At 74.7% G+C, this 18,612-nt stretch carries 15 protein-coding genes; 11 read left to right on the top strand and 4 right to left on the bottom strand.

Features of this window, described 5'->3' with window-relative positions:
• Nucleotides 1-104: 104 nt before the first annotated feature.
• Nucleotides 105-2,189, top strand: a complete 2,085-nt coding sequence (locus BM093_RS05035) for a serine/threonine-protein kinase (RefSeq protein ID WP_143105262.1) — start codon at nucleotides 105-107, stop codon at nucleotides 2,187-2,189.
• A 219-nt stretch (nucleotides 2,190-2,408) separates the two neighbouring features.
• Here BM093_RS05035 and BM093_RS05040 read toward each other — a convergent pair whose 3' ends face one another.
• Nucleotides 2,409-3,146 (bottom strand): sulfite exporter TauE/SafE family protein, encoded by a 738-nt coding sequence (locus BM093_RS05040; protein WP_177238272.1) that lies wholly within the window; start codon nucleotides 3,144-3,146, stop codon nucleotides 2,409-2,411.
• Nucleotides 3,147-3,304: 158 nt separating this feature from the next.
• Complete coding sequence (locus tag BM093_RS05045) at nucleotides 3,305-3,763, bottom strand: Lrp/AsnC family transcriptional regulator (protein ID WP_093337870.1); 459 nt, start codon at nucleotides 3,761-3,763, stop codon at nucleotides 3,305-3,307.
• A gap of 159 nt (nucleotides 3,764-3,922) precedes the next feature.
• On the opposite strand from BM093_RS05045, the gene pdhA reads away from it, so the two are divergent.
• The 3 genes from pdhA to BM093_RS05060 are packed head-to-tail and all read left to right on the top strand — an operon-like array spanning nucleotide 3,923 to nucleotide 7,421.
• Nucleotides 3,923-4,999, top strand: coding sequence for a pyruvate dehydrogenase (acetyl-transferring) E1 component subunit alpha (gene pdhA, locus BM093_RS05050; RefSeq protein WP_093338125.1), 1,077 nt, complete (start codon nucleotides 3,923-3,925; stop codon nucleotides 4,997-4,999).
• Nucleotides 4,999-5,988, top strand: coding sequence for an alpha-ketoacid dehydrogenase subunit beta (locus BM093_RS05055; RefSeq protein ID WP_177238273.1), 990 nt, complete (start codon nucleotides 4,999-5,001; stop codon nucleotides 5,986-5,988). Before pdhA ends, BM093_RS05055 begins: the two co-directional genes overlap by 1 nt.
• Complete coding sequence (locus tag BM093_RS05060; protein WP_093337872.1) at nucleotides 5,985-7,421, top strand: dihydrolipoamide acetyltransferase family protein; 1,437 nt, start codon at nucleotides 5,985-5,987, stop codon at nucleotides 7,419-7,421. Before BM093_RS05055 ends, BM093_RS05060 begins: the two co-directional genes overlap by 4 nt.
• A gap of 993 nt (nucleotides 7,422-8,414) precedes the next feature.
• On the opposite strand, the gene BM093_RS05065 is transcribed toward BM093_RS05060, so the two are convergent.
• The gene (locus BM093_RS05065; protein WP_093337875.1) at nucleotides 8,415-9,095 is read right to left on the bottom strand and encodes an NADPH-dependent FMN reductase; all 681 of its coding nucleotides are present in this window, start codon (nucleotides 9,093-9,095) and stop codon (nucleotides 8,415-8,417) included.
• Between the two features lie 83 nt (nucleotides 9,096-9,178).
• Entirely contained in the window at nucleotides 9,179-10,693 is a 1,515-nt protein-coding gene (locus tag BM093_RS37835) for a PucR family transcriptional regulator (protein ID WP_093337879.1), read from the bottom strand.
• Between the two features lie 121 nt (nucleotides 10,694-10,814).
• Between BM093_RS37835 and BM093_RS05075 the strand changes: the two genes are divergently transcribed.
• From BM093_RS05075 to BM093_RS35760, 7 genes are all read left to right on the top strand, one after another.
• A complete protein-coding gene (locus tag BM093_RS05075) occupies nucleotides 10,815-13,211 on the top strand; it encodes a xanthine dehydrogenase family protein molybdopterin-binding subunit (protein WP_245773307.1) in 2,397 nt (798 codons plus the stop codon).
• 26 nt (nucleotides 13,212-13,237) lie between these two features.
• The gene (locus BM093_RS05080) at nucleotides 13,238-13,963 is read left to right on the top strand and encodes a LamB/YcsF family protein (protein WP_093337885.1); all 726 of its coding nucleotides are present in this window, start codon (nucleotides 13,238-13,240) and stop codon (nucleotides 13,961-13,963) included.
• A 27-nt stretch (nucleotides 13,964-13,990) separates the two neighbouring features.
• Complete coding sequence (locus tag BM093_RS05085) at nucleotides 13,991-14,236, top strand: acetyl-CoA carboxylase (protein ID WP_093337888.1); 246 nt, start codon at nucleotides 13,991-13,993, stop codon at nucleotides 14,234-14,236.
• A gap of 10 nt (nucleotides 14,237-14,246) precedes the next feature.
• Entirely contained in the window at nucleotides 14,247-15,602 is a 1,356-nt protein-coding gene (locus BM093_RS05090) for an acetyl-CoA carboxylase biotin carboxylase subunit (protein WP_093337891.1), read from the top strand.
• Complete coding sequence (locus BM093_RS05095) at nucleotides 15,599-16,471, top strand: 5-oxoprolinase subunit B family protein (protein WP_093337894.1); 873 nt, start codon at nucleotides 15,599-15,601, stop codon at nucleotides 16,469-16,471. The genes BM093_RS05090 and BM093_RS05095 overlap by 4 nt, the downstream gene beginning before the upstream one ends.
• A complete protein-coding gene (locus BM093_RS05100) occupies nucleotides 16,468-17,454 on the top strand; it encodes a 5-oxoprolinase subunit C family protein (protein ID WP_093337897.1) in 987 nt (328 codons plus the stop codon). Before BM093_RS05095 ends, BM093_RS05100 begins: the two co-directional genes overlap by 4 nt.
• Nucleotides 17,455-18,393: 939 nt before the next feature.
• Nucleotides 18,394-18,531, top strand: a complete 138-nt coding sequence (locus tag BM093_RS35760) for a hypothetical protein (protein ID WP_177238275.1) — start codon at nucleotides 18,394-18,396, stop codon at nucleotides 18,529-18,531.
• The last annotated feature ends 81 nt before the right edge of the window (nucleotides 18,532-18,612 follow it).

The following is an 18,612-nucleotide window of genomic DNA, read 5'->3' on the forward strand; positions in this document are numbered from 1 at the left end:
CTACCCGGTGCGCGCGGCGGTCCGCCCTCCGGGTGATGCCATAGTGGGGGGCCGGGCGGTCACGCCCGGCGACGCGGAACCGGTGACGGGGGGTCGGTGCGAGCGTGGATGCGCTGGTGGCACTCGTCGCCGGGGTACTGGACGGCATCCGGGGTCTGGGGATCCCGGACGCGTGCCCCGGCGACTGGGCATGGTCGGTCACCGCCCTGGGGGTGCTGACCGGTCTGCTGCCGACCGCCGGGGCCCTGACCGTGGCGCTGCTGCGCCGCCGGATCGGGTCCGGCTCGGCGTCCGGCTACAACGCCGCCGAGTCCGTGCTGATCGGCGGCGTGGGCGTGCTCGCCGCGGGGCTGCTCCCGCTCGCCGTGTTCCTCGGCGCCGGTGGCGCGTTCTCGCTCGCCACCCAGGGTGAGGCGGTCCCCGGGCTGAGCGCCGCGGCCACGAGCTCGATCCGGGTCACCACCTGCGACATCGTCGGCACCCAGAGCAGCTACCTGGGTCGGGGCAGCGTCGCGGGCTCCATCGGCGGCGGCGACGTCGTCACCTCGGTGACCGCGGTGGCGCTGCTCGGTGTCGTCCCGCTGCTGGCCGTCGCGCTGGTCGCGGTCCAGGCCCGCACCGCGCTGCGCCGCGGGCCGCGCTGGCCCGCCAAGTTCTTCTGGCTGTCGCTGTTCTCGCTGATCGTGCTCACCGCGGCGGTGCCGGCCGGTACCGCCGAGCACCTGTGGGTGGGCATCCTCGGCGGGAGCCTCGCCGGCGTGCTGGTCGTCCCGATGGTCCCGGCCCCGTCGCGGGCGCGGATCGAGCAGATCCGTGCCGGGCGGGCGGAGGCGCGCTCGTCGCGGGCGTCGCCGGCTGCGCCGCAGGCGGGCACGGGGTCGTCGCGGGCCGGTCGGGGCAGCGGCACCGGCGTCGCCCCGCAGAGCCGGGTCACCGCGACCCCGAGCGTGGCCGAACGGCTGGCCGAGCGCTTCGGCCGGCGCGAGCCGGAGCACCCGGTCGAGCTGTCCGGACGGACCGCCGCCGGCCGGGGCGCGGAGCAGGCGGCCGGCGCGCCGCCGGTCGCGCAGTCCGCCCCGTACGCCGGCTTCCACGCGCCGCCGCCCGGGCCCGGGCCGGGCGGGCGACCGCCGCAGGCCTACCACGGCGGCCCGCCGGGCGCGGCCCCGCCGAGCGGCCCGGGCCGGCCCCCGACCGGGCCCGCCGCGCACCCCGCGGCCGGGCCGCTGCGCCCGCACGGGCCACCGTCCGGCGGGCCCTACCCGCCGCCGGCGCCCCCGGGCCGGCCGCCCCGCAACCCGACGCTCGTCGCACCCGTTCCGGGAGCGCCGCCGCGCGGGCCGCGGTTCCGGCTGCTCAAGCGGCTCGGGGCCGGTGGCTTCGGCGGGGTCTGGCTCGCCCACGACGCCAAGCTCGGCCACACCGTCGCCGTCAAGTCCGCGCACGCCGCCGACCCGGAGACCGAGGAGCGGATCCGCCGCGAGGCCGCCGCGCTCGGCTCCATGCGGCACCCGTGCTGCGTGGAGATCTACGACCTGCTGCACGCGTCGTCCGACCCCGGGCTGCAGGGGATGGACGGGCTGGTCATCGTCATGCAGTACGTCGACGGCAAGTCGCTGGGCGAGCTGGTCGGCGAGCGCGGCCCGGTCGACGACATCTCCGCGGCCAGGATCTGGACCGGGATCGCCGGCGCGCTGGACACCGCGCACCGCGGTGGGGTGCTGCACCGCGACATCAAGCCGGGCAACATCGTCGTCGACCCGCAGGGGCACCCGCACCTGATCGACTTCGGTATCGCCCGCAAGCAGGGGGACTCGACCCTGACCCAGACCGGGTACGTGCTCGGTACCCCGGACTACCTCGCCCCGGAGACGGCGGCGGGCAAGCCGGCGTCGCCGGCGTCCGACGGCTGGCAGCTCGCGGCCGCGGTGTCGTTCGCGCTGAGCGGTCACCCGCCGCGGGGCGAGTCGAGCGACGCGGTGGCCGGCCTGCGGGCGGCCGCGGCCGGGGCGAAGCTGACCCACCTGCCGAACCGGACGGCGCACCTGTCGCTGCTCAAGCAGGCGATGCGCACCGAGCCGCAGCGGCGTCCGGAGCTGCGCACGGTGCAGTCCAAGCTGGACGGCTGGCTGCAGCGGCACGGCTACCGGGCGGACGGGCCGGTCACCGCGGTGTTCGAGCGCCAGTAGCGGTCCGTGCCGTGCCGGGCGGCCCGTGGCCGGGCGCTGCGGCCGTCGGGGGCCGGCGGGCCGGTCACAAACGGGCTGGCCACAGCCAGGCCCTCGCATCCAGGCGGCCGGATCCAGGCGGCCGGATCCAGGCGGCCGGATCCAGGCGGCCGGATCCAGGCGGTCGCATCCAGGCGGTCGCATCCAGGCGGTCGCATCCACGCGGTCGCATCCACGCCGTCACATCCAGGCATCGACGAACAGGTGCACCGCGAGGCCGATCCCGGCCAGCGCGATCGCGACCCGCAGGGCTCGGCCCGGGAGCCGCCGGGCGACGGCGGGTCCGAGCCGCCCGCCGAGGAGCAGGCCGAGGGCGAGTGCCGGGACCGCAGCCCAGGCCACGTCACCGAGCACGGCGAACCCGACGGCGGCGATCGCGTTCGCCGCCCAGGTCAGGACGTTCTTCAGCGCGTTGGCCCGTAGCAGGGTCGCCCCGGGCAGCGCGGCGAGCAGCGCCAGCATCAGGACCCCGGCGGCGGCGCCGAAGTAGCCGCCGTAGATGGCGATCCCGAAGACGCCGAGGGCGACCCCCGCGCCGGGCCGGCGGGTCGCGGCCGGGCGCGGCGGGACGAGCAGCAGCACCGAGGCGGCGGCGACCAGGAACGGCACGATGCGTTCGAAGCCGCCCTCCGGCGTCACCAGCAGCAGGCCGGCGCCGGTGGCCCCGCCGAGCAGTGCGGGCAGCACCCAGCGCCGGACCTGGTGCCCGGCCCCGCGCAGCTCGGGCCGGGACCCGGAGACCGAGCCGGCTCCCAGGAACAGCATGCAGACGGTGTTGGTGACGTTCGCCGTCGTCGCCGGGAGCCCGACGGCCAGCAGCGCGGGGTAGGAGAACAGCGACGCCAGGCCGGCCACGGAGCCGATCAGCCCGGCGGCGACCCCGGCCGCGAACAGCAGCGCGGCCCCGGTCGCGGTCACCGGGCGCACCGAGCGCGACGAATGCGATGCCCGTCCACGCCTACCGGTCGGTCACCGCGGCCGACGCCCCCACGACCTGGTCACGGGATCATCCTGGCACACCTGGCACCACCGACACCGCACAGGCGTCCCAGGACGGATGCGGCCCGCGCAACGGGTCAGTGGTGGGGCGGGGCGGGCAGGTTCTCCGCGTCCTCGAAGATCAGGAAGGTGCGGGTCGCGATCACTCCGGGCAGCGCCTGGAGCTGTTCGAGCACCACACGGCGCAGCGCGTCGTTCCCCGCGGCCCGCACGAGCAGCATCACGTCGAACTCACCACCGAGCAGGGCCATGTGCCGGACCTCGGGAATCGTCCGCAGCCGCTCCTGCAGGTCCCGCCAGTTGCTCTGCCGGACCGTCATCGTCACGTAGGCCGAGGTCGTCAGGCCGACCTTGGCGGGGTCCACCCGGGCGGAGAAGCCCGTGATCACGCCGTCGGCGACCAGGCGTTCGAGGCGGGCGTAGGCGTTGGCCCGCGAGATCATGACGCGTTCGGCGAGCGCCCGGCCGGACAGCCGGGCGTCCGCCTGCAGCTCGGCGACGATCCGGTGGTCGACGGCGTCCAGAGGGGCGTCCAATCGTCTCTCCCGTCCCGCTGTACGGCGCGCCGGGTGAGCCACTCGTTGCGCGACAGCGACTCGTCTCGTCCGGTCGTCTCGGAATTCCACGCAACCGTAGCCGAATGGGCGTTCGGCTCGCGAGGATCGTGCCTCGACGTCGTGCCGATGGAGGTCCAGATGACAGCCGACCCGCTCGCGCAGGCCATCACTGTGGCCCGGGCGCTGGAGGAGACCGGCGAGCTCGTCGAGGGGGTGCCGGCGCCCGACACCGGTGCCCTGGTCGAGGGCTATCGGCGGCTGGTGCTCGCCCGCAGGCTGAACGAGCAGGCGAGCGCGCTCGTCCGCCAGGGCCGGCTGGCGGTGTACCCGTCCTCGCGCGGGCAGGAGGCCTGCCAGGTGGCGTGCGCGTCCGTGCTCGGCGACGGGGACTGGCTGTTCCCGACCTACCGCGACACGGCGGCGATCGCCGCGCGCGGGGTCGACCCGGTCGAGGTGCTGAGCATGCTGCGCGGGGACTGGCACTGCGGGTACGACCCGGTCGTGCACAAGGTCGCCCCGCAGGCCACGCCGCTGGCCACCCAGCTCCTGCACGCCGTCGGCGTCGGGCACGCCGCCCGGCTGCGCGGCGAGGACACCGTGGTGATGGCGCTGTGCGGGGACGGCGCGACGAGCGAGGGCGACTTCCACGAGGCGTGCAACTTCGCGGCCGTCTTCGCCGCGCCGGTGGTGTTCCTCGTGCAGAACAACAAGTACGCGATCTCGGTGCCGCTGGCCCGCCAGTCGGTCGCGCCCTCGCTCGCGGCCAAGGCGATCGGTTACGGCATGCCCGGGGTCCGCGTGGACGGCAACGACCTCGTCGCCCTCGACCACACCCTCGGCGAGGCCGTGGCGCGCGCCCGGGCGGGGCAGGGCCCGACGCTGGTCGAGGCGGACACCTACCGGATGGAGTCGCACACCAACGCCGACGACGCCACCCGCTACCGCACCGACGACGAGGTCGCCGAGTGGGTGGGCCGCGACCCGCTGCGCCGTGTGCAGACCTACCTGAGGGCGGCGGGAGCCCTCGACGACGCCCGCGAGGACGAGATCGCGGCGGTGGCGGAGGAGATGGCCGCCGGCGTCCGGGCCGGACTGGGCGCCGAGGCGGCGGTCGCCCCGGAGGAGCTGTTCGCCCACGTCTACGCCACGCCCACACCCCAGCTGGTCGAGCAACGTGCGGGCCTGCGGACCGAGCTCGCGTTCGAGGAGGCCTGATGTCCGAGCCGAAGATGACCATGGCGCAGGCCCTCAACACCGCGCTGCGCGACGCCCTGACCGCGGACGACGCGGTGGTGGTGTTCGGCGAGGACGTCGGCGCCCTCGGTGGGGTGTTCCGGGTGACCGACGGGCTGCACCGCGACTTCGGTGAGCGGCGGTGCTTCGACACCCCGCTGGCCGAGTCCGGGATCGTCGGGATGGCGGTCGGGATGGCGATGAACGGGATGCGCCCGGTCGTCGAGATGCAGTTCGACGCGTTCGCCTTCCCGGCCTTCGAGCAGGTCACCAGCCACGTCGCGAAGCTGGCCAACCGCACGCGGGGCGCCCTGCGGCTGCCGATGGTCATCCGGATCCCCTACGCCGGGGGGATCGGCGGGGTCGAGCACCACTGCGACTCCTCCGAGGCCTACTACGCCCACACCCCGGGCCTCACGGTCGTCGCCCCCGCCACCAACGCGGACGCCTACGGCCTGCTGCGGGCGGCGATCGAGAGTCCGGACCCGGTCGTGTTCCTGGAGCCGAAGAAGCACTACTTCGCCAAGGAGGAGGTCGACGTCGGCGCGGGGGTGCCGCCGATCGGCCGCGCGGTCGTGCGCCGGCCCGGCGCGGACGCGACGCTGATCGCCTACGGACCCTCGGTGCCCGTGGCGCTGGCCGCCGCCGAGCAGGCCGCGACCGAGGGGCGGGACCTGGGCGTGCTCGACCTGCGCTCGATCGTGCCGTTCGACGACGAGACGGTCGCCGCCGAGGTCCGCCGGAGCGGGCGCGCCGTCGTGGTCGCCGAGGCACCGGGCTTCGCCTCGGTGGCCTCGGAGATCGCCGCGCGGGTGTCCGAGCGCTGCTTCCACCATCTCGAGGCCCCCGTGCGCCGCGTCACCGGGTTCGACGTGCCCTATCCCGCTCCGAAGCTGGAGCGCCACTTCCTGCCCGGCGTCGACCGGATCCTCGACGCCGTCGACACCCTGCACTGGGAGGACGCCGCGTGAGCGCGCAGGTCTTCACCCTGCCCGACCTGGGGGAGGGCCTCACCGAGGCGGAGCTGGTCCGGTGGCTGGTCGCGGTCGGTGACACGGTCGCGGTCGACGCGCCCGTCGCCGAGGTCGAGACGGCCAAGGCGATGGTCGAGGTGCCCTCGCCGTTCGGCGGCGTGGTCGCTCAGCTGCACGGTGCGGAGGGCGCCACGCTCGCCGTCGGCGAGCCGCTCATCTCTGTCACCACCGAGGAGGCTGCCACCACCGAGGAGACGCCGAGCGCCGCGGAGCAGACCTACGTGGAGGAGGAGCGGGCCGGGTCGGGCAACGTCCTCATCGGGTACGGCACCTCCGGCGGTGCCCCGTCGTCCCGGCGCCGGCGCCGGGGCGCCGCTCCCACCTCCGCGGTGCCCGCCCCCGCCCCGCGGGATCCCCGGGGGAACGGCGACCGGCCCGCGGTGATCTCGCCGATCGTCCGCAGGCTCGCCCGGCTCGAGGGAGTGGACCTCGCTGCGCTGGCGGGGACGGGTCCGGCCGGCCTGATCACCCGCCGGGACGTCGAGGCCGCCGTGGCCGCCGCGGCGCCACAGAGCCCGCCGGCTCCGCAGAGCCCGACGACACAGCAGCCCCCGACGACACAGCAGCCCCCGACGACACAGCAGAGCCTGACGACACAGCAGAGCCCGACGACACAGCAGGGCCCGACGGCACCGCCGGCTCCCGTCGCCGAGGACGGCGTGGACCGCCGGACCGGCCTCCCGATCCGCACCCGCGTCCCGCTCACGGGCCTGCGCAAGGCCGTCGCCGAGACCCTGTCGCGGAGCCGTTCCGAGATCCCCGAGGCCACCACCTGGGTGGACGTGGACGCGACCGCGTTGCTGGAGCTGCGCGCGCAGCTCGGGGCGCGTGGTGCGGCACCGGGTGTCCTCGCCATGGTCGCCCGGTTCGTCGTCGCCGGATTGGCCCGCTTCCCCGAGCTCAACTCCCGTGTGGACACCGGACGCGGCGAGATCACCCACCTCGACGGCGTCCACCTCGGGATCGCCGCGCAGACCGACCGCGGACTCGTGGTGCCCGCGGTCCGGGACGCGCACCGGCTCGGCATGCGCGGCCTCGACAGCGAGATCCGCAGGCTCACCGCGGCGGCCCGCGCGGGCACCGCGACCGCGGCCGAGCTCAGCGGCGGCTCGTTCACCCTGAACAACTACGGGGTGCTCGGCGTCGACGGCAGCGCCGCGATCATCAACCATCCCGAGGCCGCCATCCTCGGCATGGGCCGGATCCTGCCGCGCCCGTGGGTCGTCGACGGCGAGATCGTCGCCCGGCAGATCGTGCAGCTGTCGCTGGTGTTCGACCACCGCGTGTGCGACGGCGGCACGGCGGGCGGGTTCCTCCGGTTCGTCGCCGACGCCGTCGAGTCCCCGGCCTCCGCGATGGCCGACCTGTGACCGCCGGACGCAGCGTCGACCTCGTCGTCCTGGGCGAGGGTTCCGGCCGCTACGCCTGCGTGTAGCGCGTCGCCCAGCTCGTCCTGGTGGAGAAGGACGAGCTGGGTGTGGCACCTGCCTGCACCGGGGCGGCATCCCGACCGAGGCCTTGCTGCACGCCGCCGAGGTGACCGACTACGCCAGGGGCGCGGCGCAGGTCGGCGTGCGTGCCGAGCCGTACGGCGTCGACATGCCGGCGGTGCTGTGGTCACGCTTCGTTGTCGATGCCTAGGTGTCGATGCCTAGGTGTCACTGCTTCGTTGTCAATGGTTCGTTGACGCCGGCATTTCGTCAACGAACCGACGACCCCCGGCCCGCCGGGGGAGCGGCCGGAACCCGGCCGCGCTCCGCCCCGGACCGGGCGAGAACGTGCTGATCGTCGGGCCCTGGTGCTGTGACACGCGCGCTTGCGCCCGTCCGAGGGCGAGAACGTGCCACTCGCCACCCGCGGTCCGCCCAGATGCACGCTGTCGCCCCTTGGAGGGCGAGAACGTGCCGCTCGGTGCCGACGCCCGGCCCGACGTGCACGCTGTCGCCCACAGCCCACAGCCCACAGCCCACAGCCCACAGCCCACAGCCGCCGCGCCCACCGGCCTGGCCCGGGTCCGGCTCACCGGCAGAACCGGCATCGCCCGGACCGGCGCCGCACCCCCTGGCGTCCGGGGCGGGCTGGCCGGGCGCGGCGGCAGCCGGCTCGGTGTGCCCCGGCCCGGCCGCCTCGCGACCGGCCATCCGGCGCGGCGGACGCCCGACGGCGATGCGCTCCGGCGACGCCGACCGGGCCGTGTCCCGGCCGGCTCGGGAGCCGCGCTGCCTGGGCCGCGGTCCGGGAGCCGGCGGTCCGGGGCGAGCGGCCCCGGGGGGCGCGCGGGTACCGGACCGAGGGCCGGCAAGCTCTGCAGCAAGAGCTGGGGCGGGGCGGCCCCCGGGGGTGCGGGTACCGGAGCCGACAGGTCAGGCCGGCGTGCCGTGCGCCGCCCGGGCGTTCCGCAGGGCGCGGCCCCACCAGACGAGCTGGCCGGCGAGCACGTGGGCGGCGGCCGCCCCGGCGCCGCCGTCGGTGAGGCGGCCGTCGGCGTCGAACAGCGACCAGAACTCGTGCAGGCTCACCGCGTCCCGCACCGGCGCGCCGTGCAGCTCCACGAACACCGTACGCAGGTGCTCGACGGCGCGGATCCCGCCGGACAGGCCGCCGTAGCTGACGAACCCGACCGGCTTGGCCGCCCACTCGGCGTGGAACGCGTCGATCGCGGACTTGAGCCCGGCCGGATAGGAGTGGTTGTACTCCGGGGTCACGACGACGAACGCGTCGGCGGCGTCGAGCCGGCGCCGCAGGTCGTCGTCGGCCGTGTCGAGGGAGGGGGAGAGGGTCGCCGCGGCCAGGTCGACCACATCGGTGACGACGTCGTCGCGCCCGGCGAGCTCCCCGGCGAACCAGCGGGCCGCGGTCGGCCCGAACCGGCCGGTGCGGACGCTGCCGATGATCACCGCGATCCGGACGGGACCGTCGCGCCCGCCGTCATCGGCCGCCGCGGCGGTCCGGGTACCGGAGCCGGTGACACCGGAGGCGGTGGTATCGGAGCCGGAAGTGCCGGAGGTGGTGGTGCCGGTGAGGGTGGTGCCGGAGGTGGACACGGGTGCGCTCCTCGGGATCGTCGGGCGGCCCTTCCGCCCGCTCCCGGACCACGCTAAAAGCTCGATCTCACTTCAGGTCAAGCTCAGCTCGGATGGGCGGGGTCGCCGGCCTCCCGCGAGTGCAGCGCGAACCAGAGCTCGGCCCGCACACCCGGCGAGTCGAGGTCCCGCTCGAGCAGCGAGCCCGCCTTCTCGATCCGGGCGCGCAGCGTGTGCCGGTGCACCCCGAGCCGGCCCGCGGCCGGATCCCACTGGCCGTGGTGGGCCAGCCACTCGCGCAGCGAGCCGATCAGGTCGCCCCGGCGCTGCGCGTCGTGCCGCACCAGGGGAGCGAGCACCGACTCGGCGAAGGCGGTGGCGTCCTCCGGGGCCATGAGCGCGGCGAGCCCGCTGCCGGCCAGGTCGGCGAACCGCAGCACCGCCCGGTCCCGCCGGCCGGCCGCGTCGAGAGCCCGGCCCGCCTCGCGCAGCGCCCGGCCGAGGCCGGTCACCGGCACCGGGTCGGAGATGCCGGCGCGGATGCCGCGGACCCGGGCGGCCAGCGCGAGCACCGGCTCCACCGCGTCCGCCCCGACCACGGCCGCGACGTGGCCGTCCAGCTCGGCGTGGAAGCCGGCCGAGGCGCGCTCGAGCGCGTCGAGCAGGATCTCGGAGCGCCCCGGGGCGGGCCGTCCGCCGAGCGCGACGACGACCAGGTCGCCGTCGGGCAGCGGGCCCCAGGTATCGGCCAGCACCTCCTCGGCGCCGCAGCCGGGCAGCGTGGCCAGGGCCCGCAGCACCGCGGTGCGCAGCCGCTGCTCGGCGCGCCCGGCGGCGGCGCTGCGGGCGTGGGCCAGGGTCAGCACCGAGACCGCGGACCCGATGACCTGACGGTCGACCGGGCTGAACCGCCGGTCCCGGCCGACCGCGAGCACGGCGGGCCCGACGAGGCGGACCGGCTGCAGGACCACCTGCCCGCCGCCGGCGGAGACCGTGACGCTGGACGGCCCGGCGTGCTCGCGCACTCGGGCGATCTCGCCGGCGAGGGCCGCGGCCCGGGGGGAGGCCTGCGGCGGGGCGGCGTGCCGGACCCGGTCGTCGGCGTCGGAGATCAGCACCCAGGCCCCGAGCCGGTCGGCGAGCCGGTCCAGTACCCGCCCGGTGCTGCCGTCGCGGTCCTCGCCGAGAGCGGCGGCGGTGAGCGCCCGCTGGGCCTCATCGGTGCGCACGACCTCGGCGAAGCGCTCGGCGGCGCGGGCCTCCGTGACCGCGCGGGTCAGTGCCAGGAACGGCGTCCGCTCCGGGACCTCGAGCAGCGGCAGGCCCGCCCGGGTGCAGGCGTCGGTGACGGCCGGCAGGTGCTCGTCGTGCCCGAGGCCGGTGCCGAAGCCGAGCCCGGCCAGACCGTGCCGCGCCAGCCGGGCGACGTAGCGCTGCGGGTCGCCCGCCGGACCGAGCCCGGTGGTCAGCAGCAGCTCGCCGCCGTCCAGGTACGGGGTGGGGTCGCGCAGCTCGCTGGAATGCACCCAGGAGATACGTCGATCCAGATCCGCGGAGGAACACACGGCCCGCAGTCCGAGTCTGCGGTCGGCGCACAGATCGCGCAGCGTGAACGGCACGGAGCCCCCTGACAGACCGGAGTGTCGGCAACATCGAACTCGACGATCCGGACACTACCGCCTCCCGGTGTCGTCGATCACGCTGTCCGGCACGGATCTGCCATCGTCGGGAAGGATCAGCGTGACCACCACCACGCCGCCGCGCTATGTCGGTACGAGCATGCTGCGCAAGGAGGACCCGGCCCTGCTGACCGGCCGGGGGACCTGGACCGACGGCATCGTCCCGCCGGGGACCCTGCACATGGCGTTCGTCCGGAGCCCGCTGCCGCACGCCCGGATCGTCTCGGTCGACACCACGGCCGCCCGGGAGCACCCGGGCGTGACCGCCGTGTTCACCGCCGAGGACGTCGACGACGAGTTCCTGGTCGGCATCCCGTGCGGCTGGCCGGTCACCGAGGACATCAAGATCCCGGACCACCGGCCGCTGGCGCGGGGCGAGGTCAACCACGTCGGCGACGGTGTCGCGGTCGTGCTGGCCACCGACGCCGCCGCCGCGCGGGACGCGGCCGACCTGGTCGACGTGGAGTACTCCGAGCTGCCGGCCGTGGTCGACATGGCCGACTCGCTCGCCGAGGACGCCCCGCTGGTCCACGCCGAGCTGGGCACCAACCACTGCTACACCTGGCCGCTGGCCACCGGTGACGTCGACGCCGCGTTCGCCGAGGCCGACGTCGTCGTGTCCGGGCAGTACCTGCAGCAGCGGGTGATCCCGTCCCCGATGGAGCCGCGCGCCGTGGTCTGCGTGCCGGACCAGGTCGGCGGCGGGTTCACCGTCTACACCGCCACCCAGGTGCCGCACTTCGTGCGCGACCTGCTGGCCGCGGTCACCGGGATCTCCGACACCAAGATCCGTGTCGTCGCCCCGGACGTGGGCGGCGGCTTCGGCGCCAAGCTCAACGTCTACGCCGAGGAGTACCTCGCACTGGTCCTGGCGCGGAAGCTGAACAAGCCGGTCAAGTGGACCGAGACCCGCTCGGAGCACCACCAGGCCACCACGCACGGCCGGGGCCAGATCCAGGACATCTCGGTCGCGGCCACCGCCGACGGCAAGATCCTCGGGATGAAGATCGAGCTGCTCGCCGACATGGGCGCCTACCTGCAGCTGCTCACCCCGGGCATCGCCGTGTTCGGGGCCTTCACCTTCTGCGGGCTCTACGACTTCGGCAGCTACTCGTTCACCTGCCGCGGGGTGTTCACCAACCTCACCCCGACCGACGCCTACCGCGGCGCGGGCCGCTCCGAGGCCGCCTACGGCCACGAGCGGATCATGGACGACCTGGCTCGTGAGCTGGGTATGGACCCGGCCGAGGTGCGGCTGCGCAACCTGCACCCGAAGTTCGACGAGCCGCGCACGGTGCCCTCCGGCGTGCAGTACGACTCCGGCGACTACGAGACCTGCATGCGCCGGGCGATGGAGCTGGCCGACTACGACGCGCTGCGGGCCGAGCAGCGCCGGCGGCGCGAGGCCGGTGACGCGGTCCAGCTCGGCATCGGCTTCGGCAACTTCACCGAGTCCGGCGGCCTGTCGCCGTCGAAGGTCGCGGCCGGGGTGCGGCTGCAGTCCGGTGGCTGGGAGCAGGCGACCGTCCGGATGACGACCTCGGGCAAGGTCGAGGTCGTGACCGGCACCTCGCCGCACGGGCAGGGCCACGAGACGGCGTGGTCGCAGATCGTCGCCGACCGGCTCGGCGTGCACCCCGACGACGTCGAGGTGCTGCACAGCGACACGCTGATCGCGCCGTTCGGCCGCGACACCTACGGCTCGCGCAGCCTGGCCGTCGGCGGCTCGGCCGTGCACCTGGCGGCGGGCAAGGTGCTGGACAAGGCGCGCCGGATCGCCGCGCACCTGCTCGAGGCCGACGAGACCGACCTCGAGTTCGACTCCGGCACGTTCCGGGTGGCGGGGACCGCGTCGCCGTCGGTCACCATCCAGGAGGTCGCCGGGGCGGCCTCGCTGGCCGCGGACCTGCCCGAGGGCATGGAGCCGAACCTGACCGCCGACTCGGCGTTCGACCCGCCGAACTTCACCTGGCCGTTCGGCACCCACGTCTGCGTGACCGAGGTGGACACCGAGACCGGCTTCACCCGGATCCGCCGCTACGTCGCCGTGGACGACTGCGGCGTGGTCGTGAACCCGACGATCGTGGAGGGCCAGCTGCACGGCGGCATCGCCCAGGGCATCGGGCAGGCGCTCTACGAGCACGCCACGTTCGACGCCGACGGCAACCCCACCGCGGGCAACCTCGCCGCCTACACCGTGCCCGCGGCGTCCGACCTGCCCAGCTTCGAGCTGGACCAGCTGGTGACGCCCTCGCCGACCAACCCGCTCGGGGTGAAGGGCATCGGCGAGTCCGGCTCGATCGGCTCGTCGCCGGCCGTGGTCAACGCGGTGATCGACGCCGTGGCGCACCTGGGTGTGACCCATGTGGACATGCCCGCGACCCCGCAGGCCGTCTGGCGGGCCATCAGCGCCGCGAGGCGGGGAGACAACCGGCCCGCCGCGGAGCAGACTGCCTGACACGCCCGAGGAGAGGAGACATTCCCATGGTGGCCATCAACTGCGACATGGGCGAGTCGTTCTCGATCTACCACTGCGGGGACGACGAGGGGCTGATGCCGTTCGTGACCGTCGCCAACGTGGCGTGCGGCTTCCACGCGTCCGACCCGCGGGTGATGACCCGCACCGTGAAGCTCGCCAAGCGGCACGGGGTGAAGGTCGGGGCGCACCCGTCGCTGCCGGACCGCGAGGGGTTCGGCCGGCGCGAGATGAAGATGGACCGCGAGGAGCTGACCGCGGCGGTGGTGTACCAGATCGGCGCACTGTCGGGGTTCCTGCGCTCGGAGGGCATGGAGCTGCACCACGTCAAGGTGCACGGCTCGCTCTACGGCATGTCCGCGCGCGACCCGGAGGTCGCCGAGGCGATCGCGGACGCGGCCGACGTGTTCGGCGCGCCGCTGATGGGGCTGACCGGCAGCGTCCACGAGCAGGTGTGGGGCGGCCGGGAGGCGGGCTTCATCGCCGAGTACTACGCCGATCTCGACTACCGCGACGACGGATCGCTGATCATCACCCGCGAGCACCAGGCGTTCGACCCGGCCCGCTCGGCCGAGCGGGCGCTGCGCGCGGTCACCGAGGGCAAGGCGACCTCGGAGAGCGGCAAGGAGATCCCGGTGCGCGCGGACTCGGTCTGCGTGCACTCCGACACCCCGAACGCCGTCGAGCTGGCCCGCGCGGTCAACCAGGCCCTGCAGCCCCACCTCGACAGGTAAGACCCAGCACAGCACGAAGGAGTCCAGGTGCCCCGACACGAGGTCGTCTCCCCGATCCCCGGCGTGTTCTACCGCCGGCCCGACCCCGACAGCCCCCCGTTCGCCGAGGACGGTGCCTCGGTCACCGACGACTCGCCGGTCGGCCTGGTGGAGGTCATGAAGTCGTTCCACCAGATCCCGGCCGGCGCGTCCGGCACGGTGGTCGAGTTCCTCGTGGGCGACGAGGACGAGGTCGACGCCGGGCAGCCGGTGGCCGTGGTGGAGACGGCATGAGGGGAGCACCGTGAGACGGCTGCTCGTCGCCAACCGCGGGGAGATCGCCGTCCGGATCATCCGGGCCGCCCGCGACCTGGGGATCTCGACGGTCGCCGTGGCGTCGAAGGCCGACGCCGACGCGCTGCACACCCGCCTCGCCGACACGAGCGTGGAGATCGGGCCGTCGCCGGCGTCGAAGTCCTACCTGGTGGCGGACGCGCTCCTCGCCGCGGCGAAGGAGACCGGCGCGGACGCGATCCACCCCGGATACGGGTTCCTCTCCGAGCGGGCGGCGTTCGCCGACGCCGTCGCCGGGGCCGGGCTGACCTTCGTCGGGCCCGCCGGGTCGGTGATCGAACGGATGGGGGACAAGGTCGCCGCCCGCGAGGTCGCGCGCGCGGCCGGGGTCCCGACGGTGCCCGGCACACCCGGCGGCGTGTCCGGCGTCGACGCCGCGGTCGAGGCCGCCCGCGAGACCGGCTACCCGGTGATGCTCAAGGCCGCGGCCGGCGGCGGCGGGCGCGGCATCCGGGTGGTGCACGACGAGGACGGGCTGCGCTCGGCGTTCGGGCAGGCCTCCACCGAGGCGCAGAAGGCGTTCGGCGACGGGACGATGTACCTGGAGCGGTTCGTCGAGCGGGCCCGGCACGTCGAGGTGCAGGTCCTCGGCGACGGCACGGACGCGGTCCACCTGTTCGAGCGGGAGTGCTCGCTGCAGCGCCGCCGGCAGAAGGTCGTCGAGGAGGCGGTCTCGCCGGGCATCTCGCAGCAGGTCCGCGACGCGATGACGACGGCCGCGGTGCAGCTGTGCCGCGAGGTCGGCTACACCTCCGCCGGCACCGTCGAGTTCCTCGTGGACGACGATTCCGGCGCGTTCTTCTTCATCGAGATGAACACCCGGATCCAGGTCGAGCACCCGACGACCGAGCTGGTCACCGGCATCGACCTGGTCGCCGAGCAGCTGCGGATCGCGGCGGGCTCACGGCTGCGGTTCACCCAGGAGCAGATCGAGCGCCGCGGCCACGCCATCGAGTACCGGGTCTGCGCCGAGGACCCGGCGCGCGACTTCCTGCCGCAGCCCGGCCCGGTCGGGCGGGTCACGCTGCCGTCCGGGCCGTGGGTCCGCTGCGACACCTGGCTGGAGCCCGACGGCACCGTGCCGCCGTACTACGACTCGCTGATGGCCAAGGTGGTCGTCTGGGGTGCCGACCGCGAGGAGGCCCTCGCGCGGTCCCGCCGCGCGCTCGACGAGTTCTCGGTGTCCGGCATCGCGACCACGGCCGGGCTGCTGCGCGAGCTCACCGACGAGCCGTGGGTCGCGTCGGCGGACTTCCACACCTCCACGCTGGAACAGTGGCTCACCTCCCGGAAGGAGACCTCATGAGCGCCCGCTACAGCTGGGGCGGCGACGAGTTCATCTTCGTCGAACTGGCCGAGGAGATGAGCCTGCAGGCCAACTTCAAGGCCGTCGCCATCACCAACCTGCTCCGCGAGGAGCGGCCGGACGGCATCCTCGAGATCTGCTCGGCGAACGCGTCCTACCAGGTCCGCTACGACCCCGACGTGCTCGAGCCGCACGCGTTCCTCGAGCACCTCAAATCGCTCGAGGACCGGGTCGGCGACGCGCTGGGCGTCACGCTGGACTGCCGGGTCGTCGAGATCCCGGTGCTCTACCAGGACCCGTGGACCACCGAGACCCTGATGCGCTTCCGGGACCGTCACCAGGATCCCGAGGCCACCGACATCGAGTACGCTGCCCGGATCAACGGCTACTCCTCGGTCGAGGAGTTCATCGCCGCGCACTCCGGCTCGCCCTGGTTCACCTCGATGGTCGGGTTCGTCGCCGGGCTGCCGTTCAAGTACCAGATGGTGCCCCGGGAGCGGCAGATCGTGGTGCCGAAGTACCTGCGCCCGCGCACCGACACCCCCAAGCAGACCGTCGGCTACGGCGGCTGCTTCTCCTGCATCTACTCGGTCCGGGGCGCCGGCGGCTACCAGATGTTCGGCATCACCCCGGCCCCGATCTACGACCCGCGCCAGACCAAACCGGACTTCACCGAGCACAAGGTGTTCATGCGGCCCGGCGACATGGTCAAGTTCCGGCCGATCGACCGCGACGAGTACGACGAGTCGCAGGCGAAGGCGGAGGCGGGCGAGTACCGGATCACCGCCCGGGACGTCTCGTTCGACCTGCAGCCGTTCCTGGACGACCCGGACGGCTACAACAAGCGCCTGCTGGGGGAGTTGGCATGACCGCACCGGCGACAACCATCGAGGTCCGCAAGCCGGGCCTGTCCACGACGATCCAGGACGGCGGGCGCTCGGGCTACTACCACCTGGGCATCCCGCCCTCGGGGGCGCTGGACCAGTACTCGCTGGCCGCGGCGAACGCGCTGGTCGGAAACGGCGCCGACGACGCCGTGCTCGAGATCGTCTACATGGGACCGGAGCTGCGGTTCACCGGCCCGGCCGTGGTCGCGGTGACCGGTGCGGAGATCGCACCGCGGGTGAACGGGGAGAGCCGGCCGCTGTGGGAGTCGTTCGCCGTCGCCGAGGGGGACGTGCTCGACTTCGACTACCTCAAGGCGGGCTCGCGGGCCTACCTGGCGGTCTCCGGCGGCTTCGACACCCGCGTCGACCTGGGCAGCCGCTCCACCTACGTGATCGGCTCGCTGGGCGGGGTGGACGGCAGGCCGATCGCCGAGGGCGACGTGCTGCCGGTCGGCACCGGCGCCGCCGGACGCGCCGGGCTGGTCGTGCCGGACGGCCTGCGCCCGGCGATGTCCAAGGACGTCGAGGTGCGGGTCGTGATGGGGCTCTACGACCACCGGCTCACCGACCGCGGCCGGGCCACGTTCCTGGACACGACCTGGACGCTCACCCCGGTCGCCGACCGGATGGGCTTCCGCTACGCCGGGGGAGAGCTGGAGACCGTCGACCGGGAGCCGCCGTTCGGGGCCGGGCAGGACCCGTCGAACATCGTGGACTCGCCGTACCCGATCGGGTCGATCCAGGTGCCGGGCGGCGTCGAGCCGATCGTGCTGCACCGCGACGCGGTGTCCGGCGGCGGCTACATGATGGTCGCGACCGTGCTGTCCGGGGACCTCGACATCGTCGCCCAGTCCGCGCCGCGCACGAGGACGCGGTTCGTCGAGGTGGACCTGGAGACGGCGTTGCAGCTGCGGGCCGAGCGGAAGGACCGGATCGCCCGGATGTACGCCGCGCTCTCGGACTGAGGCCGGCGCCGTCCCGCTGCAGGACGCCCACCCGTCCGGGGTAGCCGAACTCGTCCATCTGGTCCACACTCGACGCCCGGTGACACGGACGTTCCGGCGGGGGAGGCGGTGCGGGCGATGACGGGCAGGCACCGGAGGACGGCCCGGGCGGGCCTGGTGCGGAAGGTTCTCGCGGTCGCCGTGCCGTCGATCGGGGTGGTCGCGCTGGCGGCCGCGGTCGCGATCGGCAGTGGGCTCGGGAACTGGCCGGGGTCGGACCGGGCGGCCGGGCCGGTCGATCCGGACCCGGCCGGGCCGGGCCCGGGTGGGCCGGCGTCCTCGCCGGGGACGGCCGGGTCTGCCCCGGGCGACTCCGTTCCGGACGGAGCTGTTCCGGGCGACGGTGCTCCGGACGGCCTTGCTCCGGATGCCCGTGCTCCGGGTGGCGTTGTTCCGGAATCCGGTGATGCCGGCCGGGATGCCGGTGACGCGGTCCGGGCCGCCGATGCGGCGGGCCGGCACTCCGGGGACGCGTGCCGTGCCGCGGTCGATGCGACCGGCGCGGCAGCCCTGGCCCTGCGCGGCGGGTCCCCGGCCGGGGCGTCCTCCCGCGGGGCCGGGTCGTCCGCTCAGGCGGCGGTTCCTCCGCGGCCGGGCGCGCGCCCCTCGGACGCGGGATCGGTCACCGGGGACCCGGGATCCCCGGACTCCCGTTCGGCAGGGTCGCCGGGTGCCGGGGGGACCGGACCCCGGGACACGACCGCGCCGGGAGCGGCCGAGCCGCGCGAGCCGGTGCAGCGTTCCGCCCCGCGGATCCGACCGAAGCCGTCCGTCCCGCCCCAGCCGTCCGTGCCGCAGGAGCCGTCGGTCTCGCGGCAACGTCCGGCACCGTCGATCCCCGCCGAGCCGTCCGACCGTTCTGCGCCGTCCGACCGTTCCGGGCCCGGCTCCGGTGACGAGGTGCGGGACACCCGGTCCGACCGGGACACCGGCTCCGGCTCCGGTGATGCGTTGTTGCGGCTGCGGTTGAAGCTGCTGGAGGACCAGGAGGTCGACGTCCGCGTCCCCGGACCGGCCCTGTCGCTGCTGGACGACTGACCCGCGTTCCGCGGAACGCCACCCCTGAATGGCTCGGCCCGTGGGCCGTGGCCACCTGCCCGCGCTGTTGTCCTTGATGTC

It is taken from the genome of Pseudonocardia ammonioxydans, from assembly GCF_900115005.1.
In the GTDB taxonomy this organism is placed as follows: Bacteria; Actinomycetota; Actinomycetes; order Mycobacteriales; family Pseudonocardiaceae; genus Pseudonocardia; species Pseudonocardia ammonioxydans.